Annotated in this window: 23 protein-coding genes and 1 tRNA gene; 11 read left to right on the top strand and 13 right to left on the bottom strand. The window is 63.9% G+C overall.

Features of this window, described 5'->3' with window-relative positions:
- Positions 1–131: 131 nt before the first annotated feature.
- The 5 genes from secA to V9L21_RS02055 all read left to right on the top strand — a co-directional run bounded on the left by secA (position 132) and on the right by V9L21_RS02055 (position 7,520).
- Positions 132–2,924 carry a preprotein translocase subunit SecA gene (gene secA / locus V9L21_RS02075; protein WP_337308697.1) on the top strand — a complete coding sequence of 931 codons (2,793 nt, stop codon included), beginning with the start codon at positions 132–134 and terminating at the stop codon, positions 2,922–2,924.
- Positions 2,925–2,951: 27 nt separating this feature from the next.
- Entirely contained in the window at positions 2,952–4,181 is a 1,230-nt protein-coding gene (argJ, locus tag V9L21_RS02070; RefSeq protein WP_337308695.1) for a bifunctional glutamate N-acetyltransferase/amino-acid acetyltransferase ArgJ, read from the top strand.
- Positions 4,178–5,053: an ATP-binding protein gene (locus V9L21_RS02065; RefSeq protein ID WP_337308693.1), complete on the top strand. Its 876-nt coding sequence runs from the start codon at positions 4,178–4,180 to the stop codon at positions 5,051–5,053. Before argJ ends, V9L21_RS02065 begins: the two co-directional genes overlap by 4 nt.
- Positions 5,050–5,490, top strand: coding sequence for an 8-oxo-dGTP diphosphatase MutT (mutT, locus tag V9L21_RS02060; RefSeq protein WP_337308691.1), 441 nt, complete (start codon positions 5,050–5,052; stop codon positions 5,488–5,490). The genes V9L21_RS02065 and mutT overlap by 4 nt, the downstream gene beginning before the upstream one ends.
- Positions 5,491–5,552: 62 nt before the next feature.
- Complete coding sequence (locus tag V9L21_RS02055; protein WP_337308689.1) at positions 5,553–7,520, top strand: acyltransferase family protein; 1,968 nt, start codon at positions 5,553–5,555, stop codon at positions 7,518–7,520.
- A gap of 19 nt (positions 7,521–7,539) precedes the next feature.
- On the opposite strand, the gene V9L21_RS02050 is transcribed toward V9L21_RS02055, so the two are convergent.
- From V9L21_RS02050 to V9L21_RS02005, 10 genes are all read right to left on the bottom strand, one after another.
- On the bottom strand, positions 7,540–7,761 hold the full coding sequence (locus tag V9L21_RS02050) for a DNA gyrase inhibitor YacG (protein WP_281151280.1): 222 nt from the start codon (positions 7,759–7,761) through the stop codon (positions 7,540–7,542).
- A 29-nt stretch (positions 7,762–7,790) separates the two neighbouring features.
- Positions 7,791–8,546, bottom strand: a complete 756-nt coding sequence (zapD, locus tag V9L21_RS02045) for a cell division protein ZapD (protein WP_337308687.1) — start codon at positions 8,544–8,546, stop codon at positions 7,791–7,793.
- Between the two features lie 27 nt (positions 8,547–8,573).
- Positions 8,574–9,590 (bottom strand): hypothetical protein, encoded by a 1,017-nt coding sequence (locus V9L21_RS02040; RefSeq protein ID WP_337308685.1) that lies wholly within the window; start codon positions 9,588–9,590, stop codon positions 8,574–8,576.
- 25 nt (positions 9,591–9,615) lie between these two features.
- Positions 9,616–11,109: an MBOAT family O-acyltransferase gene (locus V9L21_RS02035; protein WP_443304492.1), complete on the bottom strand. Its 1,494-nt coding sequence runs from the start codon at positions 11,107–11,109 to the stop codon at positions 9,616–9,618.
- Between the two features lie 74 nt (positions 11,110–11,183).
- A complete protein-coding gene (gene coaE, locus V9L21_RS02030) occupies positions 11,184–11,786 on the bottom strand; it encodes a dephospho-CoA kinase (RefSeq protein ID WP_337308681.1) in 603 nt (200 codons plus the stop codon).
- Positions 11,787–11,796: 10 nt separating this feature from the next.
- Positions 11,797–12,762: a prepilin peptidase gene (locus tag V9L21_RS02025; protein ID WP_337308679.1), complete on the bottom strand. Its 966-nt coding sequence runs from the start codon at positions 12,760–12,762 to the stop codon at positions 11,797–11,799.
- Positions 12,762–13,991 carry a type II secretion system F family protein gene (locus V9L21_RS02020; RefSeq protein ID WP_337308677.1) on the bottom strand — a complete coding sequence of 410 codons (1,230 nt, stop codon included), beginning with the start codon at positions 13,989–13,991 and terminating at the stop codon, positions 12,762–12,764. The genes V9L21_RS02025 and V9L21_RS02020 overlap by 1 nt, the downstream gene beginning before the upstream one ends.
- Before the next feature lie 29 nt (positions 13,992–14,020).
- A complete protein-coding gene (gene pilB / locus V9L21_RS02015) occupies positions 14,021–15,760 on the bottom strand; it encodes a type IV-A pilus assembly ATPase PilB (protein WP_258502153.1) in 1,740 nt (579 codons plus the stop codon).
- 115 nt (positions 15,761–15,875) lie between these two features.
- Positions 15,876–15,952 (bottom strand) — tRNA-Pro (locus V9L21_RS02010).
- Between the two features lie 50 nt (positions 15,953–16,002).
- On the bottom strand, positions 16,003–16,995 hold the full coding sequence (locus V9L21_RS02005) for a polyprenyl synthetase family protein (protein ID WP_337308675.1): 993 nt from the start codon (positions 16,993–16,995) through the stop codon (positions 16,003–16,005).
- A 191-nt stretch (positions 16,996–17,186) separates the two neighbouring features.
- On the opposite strand from V9L21_RS02005, the gene rplU reads away from it, so the two are divergent.
- From rplU to proB, 4 genes are all read left to right on the top strand, one after another.
- Complete coding sequence (gene rplU / locus V9L21_RS02000) at positions 17,187–17,498, top strand: 50S ribosomal protein L21 (protein WP_028259151.1); 312 nt, start codon at positions 17,187–17,189, stop codon at positions 17,496–17,498.
- Between the two features lie 12 nt (positions 17,499–17,510).
- Positions 17,511–17,771, top strand: a complete 261-nt coding sequence (gene rpmA, locus V9L21_RS01995; RefSeq protein ID WP_028259150.1) for a 50S ribosomal protein L27 — start codon at positions 17,511–17,513, stop codon at positions 17,769–17,771.
- A 70-nt stretch (positions 17,772–17,841) separates the two neighbouring features.
- The gene (cgtA, locus tag V9L21_RS01990; RefSeq protein ID WP_337308670.1) at positions 17,842–18,918 is read left to right on the top strand and encodes an Obg family GTPase CgtA; all 1,077 of its coding nucleotides are present in this window, start codon (positions 17,842–17,844) and stop codon (positions 18,916–18,918) included.
- Positions 18,919–19,028: 110 nt separating this feature from the next.
- A complete protein-coding gene (proB, locus tag V9L21_RS01985; protein ID WP_337308668.1) occupies positions 19,029–20,168 on the top strand; it encodes a glutamate 5-kinase in 1,140 nt (379 codons plus the stop codon).
- Between the two features lie 34 nt (positions 20,169–20,202).
- Here the strand turns inward: proB and V9L21_RS01980 are convergent, their stop codons facing one another.
- Together V9L21_RS01980 and V9L21_RS01975 are read right to left on the bottom strand one after the other, a co-directional pair.
- On the bottom strand, positions 20,203–20,721 hold the full coding sequence (locus tag V9L21_RS01980) for a CNP1-like family protein (protein WP_337308667.1): 519 nt from the start codon (positions 20,719–20,721) through the stop codon (positions 20,203–20,205).
- Between the two features lie 22 nt (positions 20,722–20,743).
- Positions 20,744–21,412: an RNA pyrophosphohydrolase gene (locus V9L21_RS01975; protein ID WP_126747149.1), complete on the bottom strand. Its 669-nt coding sequence runs from the start codon at positions 21,410–21,412 to the stop codon at positions 20,744–20,746.
- 143 nt (positions 21,413–21,555) lie between these two features.
- On the opposite strand from V9L21_RS01975, the gene V9L21_RS01970 reads away from it, so the two are divergent.
- Both V9L21_RS01970 and V9L21_RS01965 read left to right on the top strand, forming a co-directional pair.
- Positions 21,556–23,301 carry a proline--tRNA ligase gene (locus tag V9L21_RS01970; RefSeq protein ID WP_337308665.1) on the top strand — a complete coding sequence of 582 codons (1,746 nt, stop codon included), beginning with the start codon at positions 21,556–21,558 and terminating at the stop codon, positions 23,299–23,301.
- Positions 23,298–23,948 (top strand): lytic transglycosylase domain-containing protein, encoded by a 651-nt coding sequence (locus tag V9L21_RS01965; RefSeq protein WP_337308663.1) that lies wholly within the window; start codon positions 23,298–23,300, stop codon positions 23,946–23,948. The genes V9L21_RS01970 and V9L21_RS01965 overlap by 4 nt, the downstream gene beginning before the upstream one ends.
- 113 nt (positions 23,949–24,061) lie before the next feature.
- On the opposite strand, the gene V9L21_RS01960 is transcribed toward V9L21_RS01965, so the two are convergent.
- Complete coding sequence (locus V9L21_RS01960) at positions 24,062–25,345, bottom strand: hemolysin family protein (RefSeq protein WP_337308661.1); 1,284 nt, start codon at positions 25,343–25,345, stop codon at positions 24,062–24,064.
- Positions 25,346–25,385: the final 40 nt, after the last annotated feature.

Here is a 25,385-nt window from a genome sequence, read left to right as displayed (position 1 = left end):
GGCAGATCCGGTCTGAGCCGCTTGCTTTCGAGGCTTGCATTCGAAGAAGGCGCGCCCAACTGCTTTCACCATATCTTAGGGAATCCGGTCGCAGTGCCTGTTGTGTCAGGTGCACGCCCATCTCCACGCCAATGGCAACCAACTTCCTGACCCAGATTTTCGGCAGTCGCAACGACCGGCTCCTCAAGCAGTATCGCAAGACGGTGGAGCGCATCAATGCGCTGGAACCCGAATTCGAGAAGCTCACCGACGACGGGCTGCGCGCCAAGACCCAGGAATTCAAGGACCGCATCGCCAAGGGCGAAACCCTCGATGCCCTGTTGCCCGAAGCTTTTGCCACGGTGCGCGAAGGCTCCAAGCGCGTCATGAAGATGCGCCATTTCGACGTGCAGCTGCTCGGCGGCATGGCGCTTCACAACGGCAAGATCGCCGAAATGCGCACCGGCGAAGGCAAGACCCTGACCGCCACGCTGCCGGTGTACCTGAACGCGCTGTCTGGCCAAGGCGTGCACGTGGTCACGGTGAACGACTACCTCGCCAACCGCGACGCCCAGTGGATGGGCCGCCTGTACAACTTCCTGGGGCTTACGGTGGGCATCAACCTGCCGCAGATGCCGCGCGAGGAAAAGCAGCAGGCCTACGCGAGCGACATCACGTACGGCACCAACAACGAATACGGCTTCGACTACCTGCGCGACAACATGGTGTACGAGCCGGGCGACCGGGTTCAGCGCACGCTGAACTACGCCATCGTCGACGAGGTGGACTCCATCCTGATCGACGAGGCCCGCACGCCGCTGATCATCAGCGGCCAGGCCGAAGACCACACCGAGCTCTACCTGGCCATCAACAAGGTGGTGCCGCTGCTGACCAAGCAGGAAGGCGAAGCCGATCCGCGCACGGGCGAGGGCGTCACGGTGCCGGGCGACTTCACGGTCGACGAAAAGACCCACCAGGTGTTCCTGACCGAAGACGGCCACGAGAAGGCCGAGCAGCTGCTGAGCGAATTCAAGCTGCTGCCAGAAGGCGCCTCGCTCTACGATCCGGCGAACATCACGCTGATGCACCACCTGAACGCCGCGCTGCGCGCTCGGCACCTGTACCACCGCGACCAGCATTACGTGGTGCAGCAGGGCGAAGTGGTCATCGTCGACGAATTCACCGGCCGCCTGATGACCGGCCGTCGCTGGAGCGACGGCCTGCACCAGGCCGTCGAAGCCAAGGAAGGCGTGCAGATCCAGGCCGAGAACCAGACGCTTGCCTCGATCACCTTCCAGAATTACTTCCGCCTGTACAACAAGCTGGCCGGCATGACCGGCACGGCCGACACCGAGGCCTACGAGTTCCAGGAAATCTACGGTCTCGAGACCGTCATCATTCCGCCGAACCGCATCAGCAAGCGCGAAGACCAGCTCGACCGGGTCTACAAGACCACGCGCGAAAAGTACGAAGCGGCTATCCAGGACATCCGCGAATGCTACGAGCGCGGCCAGCCGGTGCTGGTGGGCACCTCGTCGATCGAGAACTCCGAAATCATCGACGGCCTGCTCACCAAGGCGGGGCTGCCGCACCAGGTGCTCAACGCCAAGCAGCATGCGCGCGAAGCCGACATCGTGGCGCAGGCCGGCCGCACGAAGATGATCACCATCGCGACCAACATGGCCGGCCGCGGTACCGACATCGTGCTGGGCGGCAACATCGAGAAGATGATCGAGGCGATCGAGAACGACGAAGGCCGCGACGACGCCACCAAGGAAGTCGACATCGCGCACGTTCGCGCGGAATGGACCAAGGACCACGAATTCGTCAAGTCGCTGGGCGGCTTGCGGATCATCGCGACCGAGCGCCATGAATCGCGCCGAATCGACAACCAGCTGCGCGGCCGTTCGGGCCGCCAGGGCGACCCGGGCTCTTCGCGCTTCTACCTGAGCCTGGACGATCCGCTGATGCGCATCTTTGCGGGCGACCGCGTGAAGGCGATCATGGATCGCCTGAAGATGCCGGACGGCGAAGCCATCGAAGCCGGCATCGTCACGCGCAGCATCGAAAGCGCGCAGCGCAAGGTCGAGGCGCGCAACTTCGACATCCGCAAGCAGTTGCTCGAATACGACGACGTGTCGAACGACCAGCGCAAGGTGATCTACCAGCAGCGCAACGACATCCTCGACGCGGCCGACCTCACGGCGCAGATCGCGGCGCTGCGCGAAGGCTGCTTCATCGATCTGGTGCGCCAATACGTGCCGGCCGAATCGGTCGAGGAGCAGTGGGACCTGGCGGGCCTGGAGAAGACGCTCTTCAACGAGTGGGGCATCGACATGCCCCTGAAGAGCGAAGTCGAGGCCGCCGAGGCCGTGAGCGACGAAGACATCGTTGAAAAGGTGGTGAAGGCCGCCAACGACACCTTCGACGCCAAGGTGGCGCTGATCGGCCAGGAGAACTTCACCCAGTTCGAGCGCATGGTGCTGCTGCAGAGCATCGACACGCACTGGCGCGAGCACTTGGCTTCGCTCGACTACCTGCGCCAGGGCATTCACCTGCGCGGCTATGCCCAAAAGCAGCCCAAGCAAGAGTACAAGCGCGAAGCCTTCGAGCTCTTCGGCCAACTGCTCGATTCGGTCAAGAACGAAGTCACGCGCCAGCTGATGACCGTGCGCGTGCAGTCGGGCGAGCAGCTCGAGCAGGCGGCGGATGCGCTCGAGAGCCGCGGCGAAAACGTATCGAACATCACCTACAGCGCGCCGACCGAAACCGGCGAGGTCGAGGTTCGGCTTGACGAGGAAAACCAGCGCCGCATCGCGGCCGCGGGCTTGGGGCTGGGCACGCTCACCGCCGAGGCAGCCGCCTTTGCGCGCGTCGGCCGCAACGACCCATGCCCTTGCGGCAGTGGCAAGAAGTACAAGCAGTGCCACGGCAAGCTCAGCTGACCCAGAAACTCCGGAAGAGAAATTCCCATGCCCGTGAACCTGTCCGCTCCTGATCCCGCCGCCTTGTTCGCGGTGCCCGGCGTCCGCATCGGCGTGGCCGAAGCGGGTGTGCGCAAGGCCAACCGCAAGGACCTGACCGTCGTGCTGATCGACGAAGGCTCGGCGGTTGGAGGCGTGTTCACCCAGAACCGTTTCTGCGCGGCGCCGGTGCAGGTCTGCCGCGACCATCTGGCGGCCAACTACGGCATTCGCGCCATGGTCATCAACACCGGCAACGCCAACGCCGGCACGGGCGAAGACGGCTTGATGCGCACGCGCTCCACCTGCATTGCACTGGCGCGCCACCTCGAAATCGCGCCCGAGCAGATCCTGCCGTTCTCCACTGGCGTGATCATGGAGCCGCTGCCGGTGGACCGCATCGAAGCCGGCCTGCCCGCCGCGCTGGCTGACGCTTCGGAGAACCACTGGGCGCGTGCGGCCGAAGGCATCATGACCACCGACACTATTCCCAAGGCGTTCAGCCAGCAGGCTCAGGTCGGCGGTGCCACCGTCACCATCACCGGCATCAGCAAGGGCGCGGGCATGATCCGCCCGAACATGGCGACCATGCTGGGCTTCATGGCCACCGACGCGAAGATCGATCCGTCGCTGATCCAGCCGCTGGCCAAGCGCCTGGCCGACGCTTCTTTCAACCGCGTGACGATTGACGGCGACACCTCGACCAACGATTCCTTCGTGGTCATCGCGACGCAGAAGGCCGCGCACGCAACCATCACGTCGCTCGATTCGCCCGAAGGGCAAGCGCTCGTGGCTGCGATGCAGAACGTGGCGCGCCAACTCGCGCAAGCCATCGTGCGCGACGGCGAAGGCGCTACCAAGTTCATCACCATCCAGGTCGAGGGCGGCCGCAATCCGGAAGAGTGCAAGCAAGTGGCCTATGCCGTGGCGCATTCGCCGCTGGTCAAGACGGCTTTCTTCGCGAGCGACCCGAACCTGGGCCGCATCCTGGCGGCCGTGGGCTACGCCGGCATTGCCGATCTCGACCAGACCGGCATCGACCTGTTCCTGGACGACGTGCACGTGGCGGTGAAAGGCGGGCGCAATCCGTCGTACCGCGAGGAAGACGGCCAGCGCGTGATGAAGCAGAGCGAAATCACGGTTCGCATCGGCCTGGGCCGCGGTAACGCGAGCGAGACCGTGTGGACCTGCGATCTGAGCCACGAGTACGTCACGATCAACGCCGACTACAGGTCATGAACGAGCAGTTCCAGAGGCTGATCGAGCGCGCCGAGCAGCTGATCGGCCGCATCGAATCGATCTTGCCGCAGCCGCTGGCTGCACCTGCCGACTGGAACGCGTCGATCGCATGGCGCTATCGGCGCCGCAGTTCGGGCCACGGCGTGCTCGAGCCGGTGAAGCATGTGGCTGCAATGGCGCTCGATTCACTGAAGGAAATCGACGTCCAGAAGGAAAAGATCGAGCGCAACACGCGCCAGTTCGTTGAAGGCAAGCCCGCCAACAACGTGCTGCTGACCGGTGCACGCGGCACGGGCAAGTCGTCGCTCATCCGCGCCTGCCTGCAGGCCTATGCGCCGCAGGGGCTGCGCCTGATCGAAGTCGACAAGGCCGAACTGACCGACTTGCCCGACATCGTCGAGGTGGTGTCGCAGCGGCCCGAAAAATTCATCGTGTTCAGCGACGATTTGAGCTTTGACGAAGGCGAGCCGGGCTACAAGGCGCTGAAGTCGATTCTCGACGGCTCGATCGCGGCGGCCACGCCGAACGTGCTGATCTACGCAACCAGCAACCGGCGCCACCTGCTGCCCGAATACATGAAGGACAACCTTTCGTACACCCACACCGAGGACGGCGAAGTGCATCCCGGCGAGGTGATCGAAGAGAAGATTTCGCTCTCGGAGCGCTTCGGCCTGTGGGTCAGCTTCTATCCGTTCAGCCAGAACGAATACCTGGCCATCGTTGCGCAGTGGCTGTCGTCCTTCGGCGTCGACCAGGCTGCCATCGAGGCGGCACGCCCCGAGGCGCTGGTCTGGGCACTCGAGCGCGGCTCGCGCAGCGGCCGCGTGGCCTACCAGTTCGCGCGCGACTACGCCGGGCGGGCCAGCGCATGAGCGCGCAGCCGCAGCCCCAAGACCGCAAGCACACCGAGGTGGCCGTCGGCGTGCTGATCCGTCCGGTGGACGACGCATTGCTGCTGTCGACCCGGCCGGAAGGCAAGGCGTATGCAGGCTTCTGGGAATTTCCGGGCGGCAAGATCGAGGCCGGCGAAACGGTCGAGCAGGCCCTGCGGCGCGAGCTGCAGGAAGAACTCGGCATCACCATTGCGGGCGCCGAGGTCTGGAAGATCACCGAGCACGACTATCCGCATGCGCTGGTGCGGCTGCACTGGTGCAAGGTGACGGCCTGGAGCGGCGAATTTGAAATGCGCGAAGGGCAGGAAATGCGTTGGCAGCAGCTGCCGCTGGACGTGACGCCCGTGCTGCCCGGCGCCATGCCGGTGCTCGAATGGCTGGCCGAGGAGCGCGGACTTCCTCATGCCGCCGGGTAGGCCGCGTAGGCTTGCCAAAAAATAATCAGAACCGCCACAGCGCGTTCAACGGCCCCCAATAGATGCTGCATCCCAAGTACCGACCGGACATAGACGGCCTGCGTGCCATTGCCGTGGCCTCCGTGGTGATCTATCACGCGTTTCCGGGCGTGCTGCCTGGCGGCTTCATCGGCGTCGACATCTTCTTCGTGATCTCGGGCTACCTGATCTCGACCATTCTTCTGCAGAGCCAGGTGGCGGGCGATTTCAGCTACCGCGACTTCTACGCCCGACGCATCCGGCGCATTTTTCCGGCGCTCATCCTGGTGCTTCTGGCCACCTTGTGCTTCGGCTGGTACATGCTGCTGTCCGACGAGTTTGCGCAGCTGGGCAAGCAGGTCACGGGTGGTGCGGCCTTCTTTGCCAATTTTGTGTTCTGGGCGGATGCCGGCTATTTCGATACCGCCGCGGAAACCAAGCCGCTGCTGCATCTGTGGTCCCTCGGCATCGAGGAGCAGTTCTACATTTTCTGGCCGGTGTTGCTGGGCGTGGCCTGGCGCCGCCGCTGGCCGATGATCCGCGTGATCCTGGCGATTGCGGTGGTGTCGTTTCTCGTCAATGTGCTCACGATCCATCCGTTTCGTACGGCGGCTTTCTATTCGCCGGCTTCGCGCTTCTGGGAGCTGATGGTGGGCGGCATCCTGGCGTGCATGCGGCTGAAGCCCGCAGCGCCTAGCCGCTTGCGCAGCCACGTGCAGTCCTTCGTCGGCGTGGGCTTGCTCGGACTCGGACTGGTGATGATCCGCGGCGACAAGGCTTTTCCGGGCTGGTGGGCGCTGCTGCCCACGCTGGGGGCCGTGAGCTGCATTGCGGCCGGGCCCACGGGTTTCCTGAACAAGTACCTGCTGTCGAACCGGGTGATGGTGTGGATCGGTCTCATCAGCTATCCGCTTTATCTGTGGCATTGGCCGCTGCTCGCTTATGCGCGGATCCTGAGCGACGGGTTGCCCTCGCTGCCCATGCGTGCGGGCGCGGTGGTCGCGAGCGTGGTGCTGGCGTGGCTGACCTACAGGTTCGTCGAGCGCTACACGCGCACGCGCACCAGCCCCGGCCTGCTGCGCTGGCTGGCGGGCCTGGGCATTGCGCTGGTGGTCGTGGGCCTGGTGGTCTTCTCTGGCGTGCTGCAACCGCGCCATCACGACATTCGTCTGCAGCAGATCTCCGAGGCGGCGGCCGACGTGGGTTACTACGACGATTTCAAGAATTACGAACTAGGGCGCCATTTGCTCTATCAAGTCGGCAACGGGCCGCGCAAGAGCCTGCTGATCGGCGACAGCCATGTGCAGCAGTATGGTCCGCGCGCCGAGGAACTTGCGCGCACTGTGCCGGACAAGGCCAACACCATCTATTTCGCGACCCAGGGGTCCTGCCCGCCGATTCCCGGTGTCTATGCGGACGCGAACATAGGCTGCGCCGAGCGGCGCACGGCGGTGCTGGAGTTCGCTCGCAGTCCCGAGATCGACACCGTGGTGATCGGCGGCTGCTGGAATTGCTACTTCATCGCGGGCGGCGCGCCAGGCTATTACTTCCGCGATGCGAGCGGCGCGACCCATCAGTTCCGCGGCGGTGATGGCATGGCGCTGGCATTCGACTCGCTCGGCCAGCTGCTGCGCGAACTGTCGGGCAAGGGCAAGAAGGTTTTTCTGCTGCTCGACATTCCGGTGACCCCCGATTTCGAGCCGAAGCGTCTGCTCGAAGGCAGTCGGTTGACGTCCATGAAGGTATCGACCACGATGCCGACGCTGCCGATACCTCAGGACCAGCGTGAACTCAATGACAAGCTGCGGGAGATCGGGATTGCGAGCGGCGTGGAGGTGATCGATGCGGTCGCCAACCTGTGCACGGCCGACGGCCAATGCCTTCGCACCATGTCCGACGGTGCCCCCGCATACAAGGATGCCGGCCATCTGAGGCCCAAGTACACGCGCTCGTTCGCAACCTACATGGATCGCGCCTTGCTGGGCGACGGCGGCGCGGCGCCCAAGAAGTAGCGCGGGGGCGCTGCAGCGCCTACTGCTTCAGCTTGGGATCGCCGAAGGTCTCTTCGTCCGGCGGCTCTTCGGCGGGCATCCTGAATTCTTCGTTGGCCCATGCGCCGAGGTCGATGCCCTTGCAGCGTGCACTGCAGAAGGGCCGATAGGGGTTGCTGGCGGCGTAGATGCTGTCGCCGCCGCAGGCGGGGCAGCGGACAATCCGCTCGCCGATGTCGTTGTGGGTCCTGCCGTTGCTCATGGCGTGTGTGTCTTGGCGCGCTGCTGCGCTCAGGCGCAGAGCGTGAGTTCGAAGGCGGCGTCTTCCGTGCTCTGGTGCAGGCGGTCGTCTGCCTCGTGGCGCATCATTCGCACCGAAACCATGAGCCGGTTGCCACTGATCTCGGGAACCAGTCCGAGTGCCGGGTCGATCCGCAGGCGCAGCAACTGGAAGCTGCGCCCCTGAGGCAGGTTCTGCTGAAACTGGCCATGGGTGGCGATCACCTTGTAGGGCACATCGGCCTCGCGCAGCAGCTTGAGCAGCAGGTAGATCGATTCGGCAAGCGGGGCGAGCGTGCTCGACCAGCGCTCCAGGTCCGTGCGCCGGCTCGCCGCGCTGCGGTGCTGCCAGGCGTAGTAGGCGGGCAGGTCGAACTCGCAGGTGCCGCCCGGAATGCCGGCCCGGCTGCGGATGCTCATGAGCCACTCGTTTTCGGTCAGCGCCTGGCCGGCCTTGCCGGACACGCTGTTGAGTGCCGCGAAATTGCGCTCGAGCTGGGTGACGACCTGGTCCAGCGCCGCCTCGGCGATCGCCGGGTTGCCCCGGTAGCTGTTGAAGACGTTCTTGTGCTTTTCGAGGTCGCGCATGACGTCGGCCTTGAGGTCGGCGCGCGCGGCAACGTCCATGATCTCGAAAATCGTGACCAGGGCGAAATGATGGGAGAGCGCGGATTCCGCGGGCACCAACTCGCCGAGGCGGCGGAACAGGTGCTCCAGCCTCAAGTAGGTCCGGATGCGCTCGTTGAATGGGTACTCGTAAAGGATCACGCGTTCGGGTTCATGTGAGGGACGAGTTCAAGGCGATTTCGCGGCCGCCGGGGCGGGCTGCACTTCGCGCACAGCCTCCAGCATACGCTGACCGAAGAGCAGATACCCGGCGGTGGAAACGTGCGTTTCGTTGGCAGGATACAGGTCCGTGATTTTGAAGCGGTTCTGCTCGGACAGTGTAAAAAGATCGGGCCCGATCTTCAGGTCGTTGAACGTGCTGCGGAACGCGGCGGCATGGTTCTGGTCGAGGTACACCGTGCTCTTGTTGGGCACGACCATCCAGATGATGCGCAGGGACGGCGCCATTTTTTCCGTGAACTTCGCCATGAAAGTGGCGGAGTCGGCGGTGAGCGGCGCCATCAGGCGGTCTTCGGCCGTCATGAGCAATTTGTTGCAAGCCACATGGCTGAATTGCTTGCAGCCGTCGGGAACGGTGCGCGCGTCGATGAGCGGACCCCAGCGGTCCGGCGTGTTGGTCCAGCTCTCGGAGCGTTCGATGGCTCGGGTATTGCGATAGGTCAGCCAGCCCCTCAGCAGCTCTGCGTCCCAGTTCAGGCGGAACTCGGTAGGCGCCGGCTTGGCTGGATTTTCGAACGGGGGAGGCGAAGGCACGAAGGCGTGCTTCATGGTCGAGCACTCCTTCGAGTCCTCGATGCGCCCCTGGAGCAGGCGTTCGATGCTCTCGATGATGACAACCTTGCCCTTGAAGCCGGACTTGCGCACCCATTCCGAGAAGTCGCTGCACATCGGCCCGGTCTTGTCCCAATGCGCGGTGGCGACGCGGTAGCCGGCCCCGACCAGTGGCGACTGCCAGGCATAGCGGACCGAGAAGCTGTCGCCGATCACAAGCACATCGGCTTCCTGGATCGAGGAAGCCTTGATATTGGCGTCAGGAATCGGCGGGGGCGGATGGTGCCATCCGAAATCGCGTTCGGAAATGCGCCCGATGCGTGTCAGGTCGCCATAGGGAACGGGGGTCAGCAGGCTGGTGACCAGCAGCGCGGCGCAGACAAGAAAGCCTGCGACGAAGATGGCGAGCCACATGCGGGCCGGTTTCGTGTCTTCCATGTCAGAACTGGAAATAGAGGAAGGGACTGTAGTTGCCGAATTTCGACACGCACAGGCCAAAGAGGAAAACGCATCCCAGCGCCGTCAGCACCGTTGCGATGCGGTTGAGCGCGGGGCGCCCAGCCAATGCGGCTACGGAAGGGATCCAGCGATCTAGCGTGATGGTCGGGGGCAGCGCCAGGCAGATGACGAGGCCGGCCAGCATGGTCTGGAAGAACTCTGGCTTGCGGAACGGCACCTTGAACTCTCCGAAAGCGCTGGGAATCACGCCGTGCATGCCCAGCATGCCCTTGTAGATCTCGATGGCCGCCGTCATGCTGTCCGCGCGGAACACCACCCACGCCACCATCACGCACAGGAACGTGATGAACCATCCGAGCACGCGACCGAGGCGCGACGAGCTTGTCTTTCCGCGACGAACGGTGGCGTTCCAGAGGTGGTTGACCATGAGGAAGAGGCCGTGCAGCGCGCCCCAGATTACGAAGGTCCACGCGGCGCCATGCCAAAGGCCGCCCAGCAGCATGGTGAGGAACAGGTTCAGGTAGCGCCGGGCCGGGCCCTTGCGGTTGCCGCCGAGCGGCACGTACAGGTAGTCGCGCAGGAAGTTCGAGAGCGAGATGTGCCAGCGGCGCCAGAACTCGATGATGTTGGTCGACTTGTACGGCGAGCGGAAGTTGAGCGGCAGCTGCACGCCCATGCACAGGGACAGGCCGACCGCCATGTCCGAATAGCCCGAGAAGTCGAAATAGATCTGCAGCGTATAGGCAAGCACACCGAGCCATGCGGTGTACAGCGAGGGCAGCACGCCCTCGTGAACGCCCTTGAACATCATGTCCGCATACTGCCCGAGCGGGTCGGCGATCAGCATCTTCTTGGCCAGCCCGAAAGTGAAGATGCCCAGGCCCAGCGCAATGTTGCCGGCGTTGACCCGGTAGGTGGACGGGTTGCCGAACTGCGGCATCATTTGCGCGTGATGCAGCACCGGGCCGGCGATCAGGTGCGGAAAATAGGTGACGAACAGCACGTAGTGAATGAAGCTGCGCTCGTGCACCTTGCCTTGCCAGCAGTCGACCAGAAAGGCGATCTGGGTAAAGGTATAGAAGGAGATGCCGATCGGCAGCACGATATGCAGCAGCGGGATCTGCGAGAGGCCTGCCGCGGCCAGTCCGTCGTTCACATTCGAAACGAAGAAGTTGGCGTACTTGAAGATCGCCAGCACGCCGAGGTTGACCACCAGCGCGATGATCAGCAGGGACTTTCGCTTGCGCTCGTCCCGCCCTGGAGCGGGGGTCAGGCGCAGGCCGAACCAATAGTTGATGCAGATCGACGCCAGCAGCAGCGGAAGCGCCTTGACGCTCCACCAGCCGTAGAAGAACAGCGATGCCAGGGCAAGAAACCCGGCGGCGGCCCGGGCATTGCGCTTGCCGATCAGGAAGAATCCGATCAGGACCAGCGGGAAGAAGACAAAAATAAAGGGATACGAGTTGAAAAGCATCGCGGGGAATGGCACCCCGGTGGCGCCTTCTCTGTCTTGATCGTTGTGCAGCCGCTGCTGCGGCAAGTCTCGAATTATCGCGTGCCGGGCGAAGCCCACAGCTTCCAGAGACTCCGTACCTCTCTGCCGAGTTCCTCCAGCGAGAGCGACTCGTTGAAAATGACCGCATCCGCGGCCGCCCTGCGCAGCCTGCGCGGAGCCTGCTGGGCGATCACGGCGCGCACGGCATCGGGCGTCCAGCCCGAGCGCGCCATGACACGGCGCAACTGCGTTTCCTCGGTCGCGTCGACCACCAGCACCCTGTCGACGTTGGCGCGCCAGCGGCCGGATTCGACCAAAAGCGGCACATCGAAAACGACTGGGGCTTGCCCTGCGGCTGCGGCCAGGCGTTCCGTTTCGGCGCCGATCAGCGGGTGGAGGATCGATTCCAGGCGCTTCCTGGCGCTGCTGTCGGCGAACACGAGCTGCCGCATGCCGGCGCGATCGAGGCCGCCATCCGTCGCAATCGCGGTGCGGCCGAATGCGGCTTCGATGGCGGGCATTGCAATGCCGCCGGGTTCTGCAATGCGGCGCGCGATGGCGTCGGTGTCGACGAGCACGGCGCCCTCGGCGACCAGCAACGCCGCGACAGTGCTCTTGCCGCTTCCGATTCCGCCCGTCAGGCCGATGCGCCGCATCACGCGCTCTTCAACGGATGAATGGGTCGAGCGGAAAGGCGAAAGGAATCCACTGCCGCACGACTTCAGGACCCGCGACGAGGCACACCAGCCCCGCACCGGCGAGAAAGGGGCCGAACGCCATCGGGATATCCTTGTGCGCCAGCTTGCCGACAAGCCGCAGCGTCAGGCCGATCACGGCGCCCACCAGCGACGAAACCAGGACGATGGCGATGAGATAGTCGGCCCCGAGCCATGCGCCCAATGCAGCCAGAAGTTTGAAGTCGCCATATCCCATGCCTTCCTTGCCTGTGGTCAGGCGATAACCATGGTACACAAGCCAGAGGCCCAGGTAGCCGAACACGGCGCCCCAGACCGCCGAACTCAACGCAACGCCCGTCCAGCCCATGGCCGCACCGATGAGTCCCAGCCAGATCAGCGGGTAGTTGAGCGAGTCCGGCAGGAACTGCGTATCGAAATCGATCAGGAACTGGCACACCAGCAGCGCCGCGAACGCCGCCCAGAGCGCGCCGGTGGGCGTCAGGCCGAAGCGATAGCCGCAGAGGGCGAAGAGCGCACCCGTGATCAGTTCGACCAGCGGATAGCGTGGGCTGATGGACGTCTTGCAGGCAGCGCAACGCCCTCGCAGCACCAGGTAGCTCAGCACCGGAATGTTCTGGTACCACCGGATCTTGTGCCCGCAAGCCCCGCAACGCGAAGCCGGCTGGGCCAGATTGAAAGGCGGCAGGTTCGCGATGGCCAAGGCGGCCTTGTCTGCCGCGGCTTCAAGCCCCGCAGGAGGCGCTGATTTCGGCCCGAACACCAGCGCCCAGAGCGATGGTGCATCCTTGGACGACATGAGATTGGCAACGGCATCCGCCAGCCAGCCCCGGTACATCATCACCGGGGTGCGGTAGATCACCACATTCAGGAAGCTGCCGACCAGCAGGCCCAGCACGCCGGCGAAAGCGGCGTCGAACTCCCGCGAAACCAGCATCAAACGACTTGGCCCAGCTTGAAGATGGGCAGGTACATCGACACCACGATGCCGCCGATGATCGTGCCCAGGAACACGATGATGATGGGCTCCATCAGGCTCGAGAGGCCGGCCACCATGTCGTCAACTTCGGACTCGTAGAAATCGGCGGCCTTGCCGAGCATGTGGTCGATGGAACCGGATTCTTCACCGATGGCCGTCATCTGGATCACCATCGAGGGGAACAGGTTGACGTTGGTCATGGCCGTGGTGAGGCTGGTGCCGGTCGAGACTTCTTGCTGGATCTTGGCCGTGGCGTCGCCGTAAACAGTGTTGCCCGACGCGCCACCCACTGAATCGAGCGCTTCGACGAGCGGAACGCCGGCTGCAAACATGGTAGCCAGGGTGCGGGTCCAGCGGGCCACGCAGGATTTTTCAATGAGAGTGCCGAAGATCGGAACGCGCAGCAGCGCACGGTCCATCACCCGCTGTACTTTCTCGTTGCGCTTCCAGGCCTGCATGAAGAAGTAAAGTCCGCCGCCGATCCCGCCGAAGATCAGCCACCAATACGAGACGAAGAATTCGCTGATCCCGATCACGATCAGGGTGGGTGCAGGCAAATCTGCGCCGAAGGAAGTGAACACTTCTTTGAATGCCGGAATGACGAAGATCATGATGATCGCAATCACCACGAAAGCCACGACGACCACGGAGATGGGATACATCAGCGCCGACTTGATCTTGGACTTGATCGCCTCGGTCTTCTCCATGTACGTGGCAAGACGGTCCAGCAGATCTTCCAGGATACCGGCGGCTTCACCAGCCTCCACAAGGTTGCAATAGAGGTTGTCGAAATACTTCGGAAACTTGCGGAAGGCCGCCGAAAGCGAAGTTCCGGTCTCCACGTCGCTGCGGATGTCGTTCAGCAGCTTGGCAACGCTCGGGTTGGCGTTGCCCCGGCCCACGATGTCGAACGACTGCAGCAACGGAACGCCCGCCTTCATCATCGTGGCCAGCTGGCGCGTGAAGATCGCGATGTCCTTGGGCTTGATCGTCTTGCCCGAGCGCATGCGGCGCTTCTTGATCTTGGATGCAAGAACGCCCTGGCGCCGCAACGCGGCCTGCACCTGGTTCTCGCCGGCGGCACGGAGTTCGCCGCGCACCAGCTTGCCGTTGCGGTCCTTGCCTTCCCACTCGTAGACGGATTCCTTGAGTGTGTTTGAAGTGCGCTTGGATGCCACTGTTGCCATTCGATCTCCGATTTCTTACGGTGTGTTCGTTATTCGTTGGTGACCGCCACCACTTCTTCGAGTGAGGTGAGCCCTTGCATGACTTTTCTGAGCCCGGATTGCCGCAGCGAGCGAACGCCCTCGGCTTCGGACTGGCGCGCAATGTCCAACGCGCTGCCGTCGCGCAGGATGATGGCCTGGATGGCTTCGGAGATCGGCATCACCTGGTAGATGCCGACCCGGCCCTTGTAGCCGCCGTTGCACGCGGAGCAACCGACCGGACGATAAGGCTTCCAGGAACCATCGAGCTCTTCTTCCTTGAAGCCGGCGTCGAGCAGGGCTTGGCGCGGCACGTCGGCCGGCGCGCGGCAGAGATGACACAGGCGGCGGGCCAGCCGCTGCGCAGTGATCAGGATGACGCTCGAAGCAATGTTGAACGGCGCGATGCCCATGTTCCGCATGCGCGTGAGCGTGGTCGGCGCGTCGTTCGTGTGCAGCGTCGAAAGCACCAGATGGCCTGTTTGTGCGGCCTTGATCGAGATGTCGGCCGTTTCGAGGTCCCGGATCTCACCCACCATGATGATGTCGGGATCCTGCCGGAGGAAGGCGCGCAGCGCGGCGGCGAACGTGAGTCCGGCGCGTTCGTTGACGTTAACCTGGTTCACCCCAGGCAGGTTGATTTCAGACGGGTCTTCTGCCGTGGCAATGTTGACGCCGGGCTGGTTCAGCAGGTTCAGGCAGGTGTAGAGCGACACCGTCTTTCCGGAACCCGTGGGGCCCGTCACCAGCACCATGCCGTAGGGGCGGCCAATCGCGTTCAGCAGCCGCTCTTTTTCGTCCGCGTCGTAGCCGAGCGCATCGATGCCCAGGCGCGCGCTGCTCGGATCCAGAATACGGATCACGATCTTCTCGCCGAACAGCGTGGGCAGGGTGCTCACGCGAAAGTCGATCACGCGGTCGGGGCCGATCTTGAGCTTCATGCGCCCGTCTTGCGGGATGCGCTTCTCGGAGATGTCGAGTCGGGAGATGACCTTGATCCGCGAGGCCAGCTTGTCCTTGATGAGCGTTGGCGGGCTGGCAATTTCGCGCAGTTCGCCGTCGATGCGAAAACGTACCCGATAGTTGTGCTCGTACGGCTCGAAGTGAATGTCCGATGCGCGCATGCTGACGCCATCGAGCAGCATCTTGTGCAGGAACCGGACGACAGGGGCATCTTCGACTTCGGCGATCGCCGCCTGTTCGTTCGTATCGCCAGAGGTATCCGCTGTGACGTCGTCGAACTCGAAATCCCCGCCGCCGACGATATTGTTGAGGGTTTCCGACGCGCTGACCGCGGCGGCCTCGATCATGCGCGACAGCTTGTCGTATTCGGCAATGACCCAGTCCACGCCCATCTGGGATGCGAACTTGATCTTTTCCACCGCCTGCTGGTCGGAGGGGTCGGCTGTTGCAACGATGAGACGGTTGTTGCGCTTGCTGAGCACCACGATGCGGTATGCAAGACACAGCTTCGGGTCGAGCAGGTCCTTGGGTAGCCGCTGGTGGTCGATCGCGTCCAGGTCGAGCAACGGGGCGCCGAAGGCGGAAGAAAGCGTGTGGGCCAGGTCGGCGGCCGAGACGGCGCCGCTGCCGGTCAGCTCTGCAATGAAGCTGGTTCGGCTGCTCAGCGACTTCTGATAGATGTCTTCCGCTGTCTTTGCAGGAAGCTTGCCGGCCGAAACCAAGGCGCGCGCAAGGCCCGGAAGGGCGATTTGCGTGTTTTCTTTAACAGGAAGTTCGGCGGCAGCCATTCAGCGAATTGCAAAAGATGTGAAAAAATGCTTCACGATCATCGCTGAACACCCGCGTCCTGTAAATCGCTACACAGCAACAGGCACGGGCATTATTGGTGCCAGCCTCAAAGACTGGTCGGGGTGAGAGGATTCGAACCTCCGGCCTCTACGTCCCGAACGTAGCGCTCTACCAGGCTAAGCTACACCCCGATTGGTTGCAAAAAAGAGAAAGTCCGTCCTTGCCAACTCTTGTGAGGTGTTCAGGCACGTCGCTCAAGCAACTGAGCCGCCAATTGTAGCAAACCGTCGGCGTGCAAATTGGACGGAAAGTCGCGCAGTGCGTGAATCGCACGTTTCGCTTCGTCCGCGGCCGCGGCGCGCGATGCTTCCAGCGCCCCTGTGCTGTGGACGATTTCCACGATCTTGCCCAACTGGGCCGTGTCGCCTGCCTGGATTGCCGCGCGCACCAGTTCGGCCTGCTCGGCGTTGCCGCGGCGCATGGCAAAGATCAGTGGCAGCGTGGTCTTGCCCTCGCGAAGGTCGTCGCCTACGTTCTTGCCTGTTTCGTGCGCATCCCCGGCGTAATCGAGCACGTCGTCGATGACCTGGAACGCTGTGCCCAGTGCTTGACCGTAGGTGGCGCAGGCCTCCTCGACTTCGGGGGGCGCGCCGGCCAGAACGGCGGCAAGCCGCGTGCTGGCTTCGAAAAGCTTGGCGGTTTTAGAGCGGATCACGCGCAGGTAGGCGGCTTCGTCCAGCGAGGCGTCGTGCATATTCATCAGCTGCAGCACCTCGCCTTCGGCGATCACATTGGTCGCTTCGGCCAGGATTTGCATGATCCGCATGTTGTTCGCATCCAACATCATCTGGAAGGCGCGCGAGTACAGGAAGTCGCCGACCAGCACGCTGGCCGGATTTCCGAACGATTCGTTGGCTGTGGGGCGCCCGCGCCGCAGGGTCGATTCGTCGACGACGTCGTCGTGCAGTAGCGTGGCTGTGTGGATGAACTCCACCACCGCCGCCAGGTTGAAGCGCTGCTCGCCGGTGTACCCGAGGGCCCCTGACATGAGCAGCAGCAGTGCCGGTCGCAGGCGCTTTCCTCCGGCGGAGATGATGTATTTGGAAACCTGGCTGACCAGGGGCACACCTGTATCGAGGCGCCGCGCAATCACACGGTCGACTTCGACCATGTCGCCGGCGATCAAATCCAGCACAGTGGCGGTGGGGGAGGTATCGGCGGCGTGAACTGGCAAAGCGTTTGCGCGCGGCGCGTCTGAGTGCGGAAGGTAGCAACGGCACGAGGCCGGAAGGCGCAGATTATAGGGACGAGCGGGAGGTCGTCCGGGGCCGGCTTGGGCTGAAACCATGTTAGCGCGTGCAAACCGTGCTAGAATCTAGGGCTCTGCGGAATTCGCCGTAGAGCTCATATTCCCAAGAGGTTCACATGTACGCGGTCATAAAAACCGGCGGCAAGCAGTATCGCGTTGCTTCCGGCGAAAAAATTAAAGTAGAACAGATTGCTGCGGATGTAGGCCAGGAAATCGTGATCGATCAGGTTCTCGCAGTCGGCAACGGCAGCGAAATCAAGGTTGGTACGCCCCTGGTGTCCGGCGCAACGGTGACAGTCACGGTACTGTCGCACGGCAAGCACGACAAGGTTCGCATCTTCAAGATGCGCCGTCGTAAGCACTATCAGAAACGTCAAGGCCATCGCCAGCAGTTCACCGAACTGCAAATCGGCGCGATCGCCGGCTAAGGAGCAGATTCCATGGCACAGAAAAAAGGCGGCGGCTCAACGCGAAACGGGCGCGATTCCAAGCCCAAGATGCTCGGTGTGAAAGCTTTCGGCGGCGAACTGATCAGCGCAGGCTCGATCATCGTCCGCCAGCGCGGCACCCAGTTCCACCCCGGCGTGAACGTCGGCGTGGGCAAGGACCACACGCTGTTCGCACTGGTCGACGGCCACGTGTCGTTCGGCGTCAAGGGCGCACTGAACAAGCACATGGTCAACGTGACCCCCGCGGCATAAGCCCAGGTCACTTCGATCAGCTCGAAGCCCCGCTTTGCCGGGGCTTCTTCATTTGTACACTGGATACCCCATGAAGTTCGTCGACGAAGCCTTCATCGACATCGCCGCAGGCGATGGCGGCAACGGCTGCGTGTCGTTCCGTCATGAAAAATACAAGGAATTCGGCGGCCCCAACGGTGGCGACGGCGGCCGCGGCGGCCATGTCTACGCGGTAGCCGATTCCAACCTCAACACCCTGGTCGACTTCCGCTATTCGCGCCGCCACGAGGCGAGGCGCGGTGAGCACGGCATGGGCTCCGACATGTTCGGCGCGGCCGGCGACGACATCGTTCTGAAGATGCCCGTCGGCACCATCATCAGCGATGCCGAGACCGGTGAAGTGCTTTACGAGCTGTTGAAGGAAGGCGAAGTCATCACCATTGCCAAGGGTGGCGATGGCGGCTTCGGCAACATGCGCTTCAAGAGCGCCATCAACCGCGCTCCCCGCCAGAAAACGCCCGGCTGGCCCGGCGAGAAGAAAAGCCTCAAGCTCGAACTCAAGGTGCTTGCCGACGTCGGCCTGCTCGGAATGCCCAACGCGGGCAAGTCGACGCTGATCAGCGCCATCTCGAACGCGCGCCCGCGCATTGCCGACTATCCCTTCACCACGCTGCATCCGAATCTGGGTGTGGTTCGCGTGGGCCCGGAGCAGAGCTTCGTGGTCGCGGATCTTCCCGGCCTGATCGAAGGCGCCTCGGAGGGTGCCGGCCTGGGCCATCTGTTCCTGCGCCACCTCCAGCGCACCCGCTTGCTGCTGCACGTGATCGATCTCGCGCCGTTCGACGAGTCCGTCGATCCCGTGGCACAGGCCAAGGCTATCGTCGGTGAGCTGAAGAAGTACGACACGGCGCTCTACGAGAAGCCGCGCTGGCTCGTGCTCAACAAGCTCGACATGGTGCCCGGCGACGAGCGCGCGGCGCGCATCAAGGACTTCGTGAAGCGCATGCGCTTCAAGGGCCCGGTGTTCGAGATATCCGCGCTCACGCGCGAGGGCTGCGAGCATCTGGTGCAGGCGGTGTATCAGCACATCAAGGCGCAGCAGGTGGCCGAACAGGTTCCGGCCGAGGTCGATCCGCGCTTCGCTGAATTGCCGCCCGATCCAAACTGAGAGCCGCGCGGCCTTGTCGGGGCATCCGATGCCCGCTTCGAGGCCGATGCGACAGGCTTTCTACAGATAGCAGAACAAGCAGCTTTCAAGACCGACCGCCACAGCCTCAAATGACCTCGAATTCCGGATCCACTGCCTTGCGGGACGCCCGCCGAATCGTCGTCAAGGTGGGCTCGAGCCTTGTCACCAATGAGGGGCGGGGGTTGGACGAACGCGCCATCGGCGAATGGTGCCGTCAGCTTGCGGCGCTGGTGCGCGATGGACGAGAGGTCGTGATGGTGTCGAGCGGCGCCATTGCCGAAGGCATGAAGCGCCTCGGCTGGCGCACTCGGCCGCACGAGGTGCACGAACTCCAGGCCGCCGCGGCCGTCGGGCAGATGGGCCTGGCCCAGATGTACGAAACCAAGCTGCGCGAGAACGAAATGGGCAGCGCGCAGGTGCTGCTGACCCATGCCGACCTCGCCGACCGCGAGCGCTATCTCAATGCACGCTCCACCCTCGTCACGCTGCTCAGGCTCGGCGTGGTGCCGGTCATCAACGAGAACGACACCGTCGTCAACGACGAGATCAAGTTCGGCGACAACGACACGCTCGGCGCGCTCGTCGCCAACCTGGTCGAGGCAGATGCGTTGGTCATCCTCACCGACCAGAAGGGCCTCTTCACCGCCGATCCGCGCAAGGACCCGGACGCCAAGTTCGTGCACGAGGCGGCGGCGGGCGATCCCGCGCTCGAAGCCATGGCGGGTGGAGCGGGTTCCAGCCTCGGCCGCGGCGGCATGATCACGAAGATCCTGGCGGCCAAGCGCGCGGCCGGCTCCGGCGCTTCCACCGTGATTGCCTGGGGTCGGGAGCCCGATGCCCTGCTGCGCCTGGCACGCGGTGAACCCATCGGCACGCTGCTGGTTGCGCAGACGGCCAAGCACCAGGCCCGCAAGCGCTGGATGGCCGACCACCTGCAGCTGCGCGGCTCCGTGACCGTCGATGCCGGCGCCGCGGCCAAGGTGCGCGCAGAAGGCAAGAGCCTGCTGCCCATCGGCATGACGGGCGTCTCGGGTGAGTTTTCGCGCGGCGACGTGATTGCCGTGCGCGACACCGACGGCGTCGAGCTGGCCCGCGGCCTTGCCAACTACTCGAGCGTCGAAGCCCGCCTGCTGTGCCGCAAGCCCTCATCGGAGTTCGAACGCTTGCTGGGCTATGTTGCGGAGCCAGAGATGGTGCACCGCGACAACATGGTGTTGATGCCGAGCTGATGAAAAAAACGGGGCCCAAGGCCCCGTTACTGTTTCACTGAACTTCGCGAACCGGATTGCGCAGGTTTCGCACCATGTCCCCGACCGAATTGCGCGGCGCATTGCCGCGGCACAGCGCCTGGGTCGACAGTGCCTTCGCGTAGCGCGAGTTCAGGTCGTCGACGCGCTTCCATTCGGGCGTCTTGGTTTCCTGCCAGGTCCCGTTGTTGTAGCGGGCATAGCTCTTCATCTCCGCGGTCGAGCAGCGCACGCCTTCGTAGAACGCGTTGGCGCCCCCGCCGTTGCGGTTCTGCGCCACCACCACGTAGCGCACGATGCCGTCCGGCGTGATGGCGATGGTGTTCGGATCGACGCCGAACTTCAGCGTCATGTAGGGAGGCATCTCGATCGGTAGCAGACGGCTCTCGCTGAATGCGGGCGGCGGTGGCGCCGTGGTTTCCGCCCACTCGGTGTCCGCCTCGGTCCGCTTGGGCGGCGGCGGCATGCCGGACTGCGCCCAGTCGGGGTTGTCGGTGTCGTGCTTGCCCGATGCGCATCCGGCAAGCACGGCCACGCACAGGAGAAGCAGGGCGCGTTCAGCGTTGCGACGGAAGGAAAGGCGCTTTGTTGTCGGGAGAAGAAGGTTCATCGCTCACTGAAGGAATGTCGGGATGCGGATCGAAACTGCCGCCGGGCGGCAGGTCCAGGCCCGCGGGCGCGCCGCCGTCTGGCGTGTGGCGCTCGAACTCTCGGGCGCGCACATTGCTGCGCAGAAAACGGTTGCGGAAATCCTGCCGCGGCAGGTAGCGAGCGAGCTCGGTCAGTGCCATCTCGTAGACGCCGCGTTTGAATTCGACGACCACATCGAGCGGCACCCAGTAATCGTGCCATCGCCAGGCGTCGAACTCGGGGTGGTCGGTCGCACGCAGGTTCAAGTCCCAGTCGTGACCGATCAATTGCAGCAAATACCAGATTTGCTTCTGGCCCTTGTAGTGGCCCCGTGCGTCACGGCGAATGAACCGATCCGGCACCTCGTAGCGCAACCAGTCACGGGTACGGGCCACGATGCGCACGTGCTCCGGATGGAGCCCGACTTCCTCGTGCAGTTCCCGGAACATGGCTTGTTCGGGACTTTCCCCGCGGTCTATGCCGCCTTGCGGAAACTGCCAGGAATGCGTGCGTATGCGTTTGCCCCAGAAAACCTGGTTTCTCTGGTTGAGCAGGATGATGCCGACGTTGGGCCTGAAGCCGTCCCGGTCGAGCATAATCAAACCCCAATTTTTGAACTGAGTCGATTATGCATGCCGGGTTGCGCTCGGCAAGCGGCCAGTTCGAGGCTCACGGGTTCCCGGAGGTCTCTCCCGGCGCCTGTTTTCCCTACGACTTTGAATCCACCAGCGCGATCCCGATGAAAGCTTCCCGATTTTTTGTCTCCACCCTCAAGGAAGCGCCGGCCGACGCCGAAGTCGCGAGCCATCGGCTCATGATGCGCGCCGGCATGATCAAGAAGCTCGGCACCGGCATCTATACCTACATGCCCATGGGCCTGCGCGTGATCCGCAAGGTCGAGGCCATCGTGCGCGAGGAAATGAACCGCGCCGGCGCCGTCGAGCTCACGATGCCCGTGGTGCAGCCGGCCGAGTTCTGGCAGGAGACCGGCCGCTTCGACAAGATGGGCCCCGAGCTGCTGCGCATCAAGGACCGGCATGACCGCGACTTCGTGGTCCAGCCGACCAGCGAAGAAGTGGTGACCGACATCGCGCGCCAGGAAATCCGCAGCTACAAGCAGCTGCCGAAGAATTTCTACCAGATCCAGACCAAGTTCCGCGACGAGCGCCGTCCGCGTTTCGGCCTCATGCGTGGGCGCGAGTTCATCATGAAGGACGCCTACAGCTTCGACCGCGACTTGGGCGCGGCCAAGGCCAGCTACCAGGTCATGGCCGATGCGTACCGCCGCATCTTCGACCGCTTCGGCCTGCGCTACCGCGCCGTGGCGGCCGACAGCGGCGCCATCGGCGGCGACCTGAGCGAAGAGTTCCAGGTGATTGCCGCGACCGGCGAAGACGCCATCGTCTATTGCCCCGAGAGCAATTACGCCGCCAACATGGAAAAGGCCGAGGCGCTGCCCCCGGCCGGCCCGCGCGCGGCCGCGGCCAAGGCGCTTGAGAAAACGCCCACCCCCGGCAAGAGCACCTGCGCCGACGTGGCCGAGCTGCTCGGCGTGCCGCTCTCGACCACCGTCAAATCGCTGGTGCTGGCAACCGACATCGTCGATGAGACCGGCAACCTGAAGGGCTCGCAGGTGTGGCTGCTGCTCCTGCGCGGCGACCACGACATGAACGAGATCAAGGTCAGCAAGGTGCCGGGCCTGGACAAGGGCTTCCGCTTCGCGACCCTGGCCGAGATCGAAGACCACTTCGGCTGCAAGCCCGGCTACCTGGGCCCGCTGAACCTCAAGAAGGCCGTCAAGCTCGTGGCAGACCGCGAAGTCGCCGTCATGGCCGACTGGATCACCGGCGCCAATGAGATCGACTTCCACATGACCGGCGTCAACTGGGGCCGCGACCTGCCCGAGCCCGAGCTCGTGGCCGACCTGCGCAACGTGGTGGCGGGCGACGCCTCGCCCGACGGCAAGGGCGTGCTCGCCATCGAGCGCGGCATCGAAGTGGGCCACGTGTTCGTGCTCGGCACCAAGTACAGCAAGGACATGAACGCCACCTACCTCGACGAAGCCGGCAAGCCGCAGTTCCTCGAGATGGGCTGCTACGGCATCGGCATCACGCGCCTGCCCGCCGCCGCCATCGAACAGAACCACGACGAGCGCGGCATCATCTGGCCCGACGCGCTGGCGCCGTTCACCGTGGTGGTCTGCCCCATCGGCATGGACCGCAGCCCCGAGGTCAAGGTGGCCGCCGAGGCGCTCTACGAGCAACTGCTCGCAGCCGGTGTCGACGTGCTTCTGGACGACCGGGGCGAACGCCCGGGCGCGATGTTCGCCGACTGGGAGCTGATCGGCGTGCCGCACCGCGTGGTCATTTCCGACCGCGGCCTCAAGGAAGGCCAGCTGGAATACCAGCATCGACGCGACACCGCGGCCACCAAGGTGCCGGCCGCCGGCATCGCCGAGTTCATCACCGGCAAGCTCGCGAAATGAGCGTGGAGGGCGGCCTCTCGCGACGCCAGTGCCTGGGCGCCGCCGCGGCGGCGGGCGCCCTGGCGGCGCTGTCGCTGCCGCAAGCCGCCCATGCCGGCGCGCAGATCGAAGAGCCGCTGATCGACTCGGTACGCACCGCGCTGAGTTCGGCCATCCACAACAAGGCGCCGCCGGTTCCCGAGTTTTCGAGCACCGAAGCCCGCTTGAACTATCTGCGCTGGCTCGGCGAAATGAGCGAGCGCCTCAAGAAGAAGATTGCCGACTGGCCCACGCGCAAGGAGTTCCTGCAGACCGTCTGGTACGAGAGCAAGCGCTCGGGCCTCGACGTGAGCCTGGTGCTCGGGCTGATCCAGGTCGAGAGCAACTTCCGCAAGTTCGCGGTGTCCAGCGCCGGTGCGCGAGGCTACATGCAGGTCATGCCGTTCTGGACCCGCGTGATCGGCGACAGCGACCCCGCCAAGCTGTTCCACATGCAAACCAACCTGCGCTTCGGCTGCGTCATCCTGCGCCACTACCTCGACCGCGAGAAGGGCGACCTGTACATGACGCTCGGCCGCTACAACGGCAGCCGCGGCAAGTCACCGTACCCCAACGCCGTGTTTGCCAACCAGCGCCTCTGGACCTTCGTGGATCGCTCGGCCGCCTAAGGCGATCCTGCCCCCTTCCAGGAATACCGCGGAACCGGCTTTGCCGGGCCGCTGGTGTTGCCCCCGGTAGGGGTTGGCGAAGCGACACGAAGTGCGCGCAGACTGGGGGTGAGCTAAGTTCTTGTCACCATCACCTGGTCGATGCGGTAGCTGTCGACGTCCATCACCTCGAAGGTATAGCCGCCCCAGCTCACGCTGTCGGTGCGCTTGGGCACGCGGCGCAGCATCACCATCAGGAAGCCCGCCAGGGTTTCGTATTCGTCCGAATGCGGCAGCTCGTCGATGTGCAGTGCGCGCTGCACATCCTGGATCGGCGTCACGCCGTCGATCAGCCATGAATTCTCGTCGCGCTTCACGATCTGCTCTTCGTCCGGCAGCGACACCAGGTCGCCCATCACCGTGCTCATCACGTCGTTGAGCGTGATCACCCCCACCACCAGGCTGTACTCGTTGACGATGATCGCGAAGTCTTCATGCGCCTGCTGGAACTGCTCGAGCACTTCGGTGAGTGACAGCCGGTCGGGGATGACCAGCGCCTTGTGCAGCGGCAGCCCCTTGTCGAAGGCCAGCGGCTGGCCGCTGAGCACGCGCTGGAACATGTCTTTCGCGTCGACGTAGCCGAGCACGTGGTCGATGTCGCCGTCGCATACCGGGTAGGCCGAGAAAGGCTCGGCCACGATGCGCGCGCGCAGCACCGATTCCGGGTCGTCGTGGAGAAACCAGGCGATGTTGTCCCGCACCGTCATCACGCTGCTCACCAGGCGCGTGTCCAGCTCGAACACATTGGCGATCACCTGCTGCTCTCGCACCGCGAGCACGCCCGCGCGCGCCCCGGCTTCGGTCATGGCCAGGATGTCGGCCGAGGTGATCTTGTCGTCGCGCACCAGCGGCATGCCCAGCACCTTGAAAAGCATGTCGGTCGAACGTGTGAACAGCCACACCAGCGGCTTGAACGCCGTGATCAGCAGCAGCATCGGCCCGACCATGCGCACCGCAATGCGCTCTGGGTCGCTCATGCCGAGCCGCTTGGGGAACAGGTCGGCAAAAACCAGGAACACCGCAATGACGATCACGAACGAGCACAGGAAAGCGATGTTCGCCGAGGCTTCCACACTCATCCAGTTCTCGAAGAAGCGCGCGAAGTACGGGCTGAGCGAGCCCTCACCCACCACGCCGCCGAGGATGGCCACCGCGTTGAGGCCGATCTGCACCACCGTGAAGTAGTGGCCTGGCTGCTCCTGCACGCGCAGCACGCGTTCGGCCCGGGCGTCGCCTTCGTCGGCCATCTGGCGCAGGCGCAGGCGCCGCGACGCGGCAAGAGTGATCTCGGCAAGTGAGAAGAATGCGCTCATCGCGATCAGAAAGACGATGATGAGCAGGCTTTGGGTCAGGGTCATGGTGGCACTTCGAAGAGTGCCATGGTGCCATGACATGGCG

Source organism: Variovorax sp. CCNWLW235, assembly GCF_037204085.1.
GTDB lineage: Bacteria > Pseudomonadota > Gammaproteobacteria > Burkholderiales > Burkholderiaceae_C > Variovorax.
This window is presented reverse-complemented; position numbering and strand designations above follow the sequence as displayed.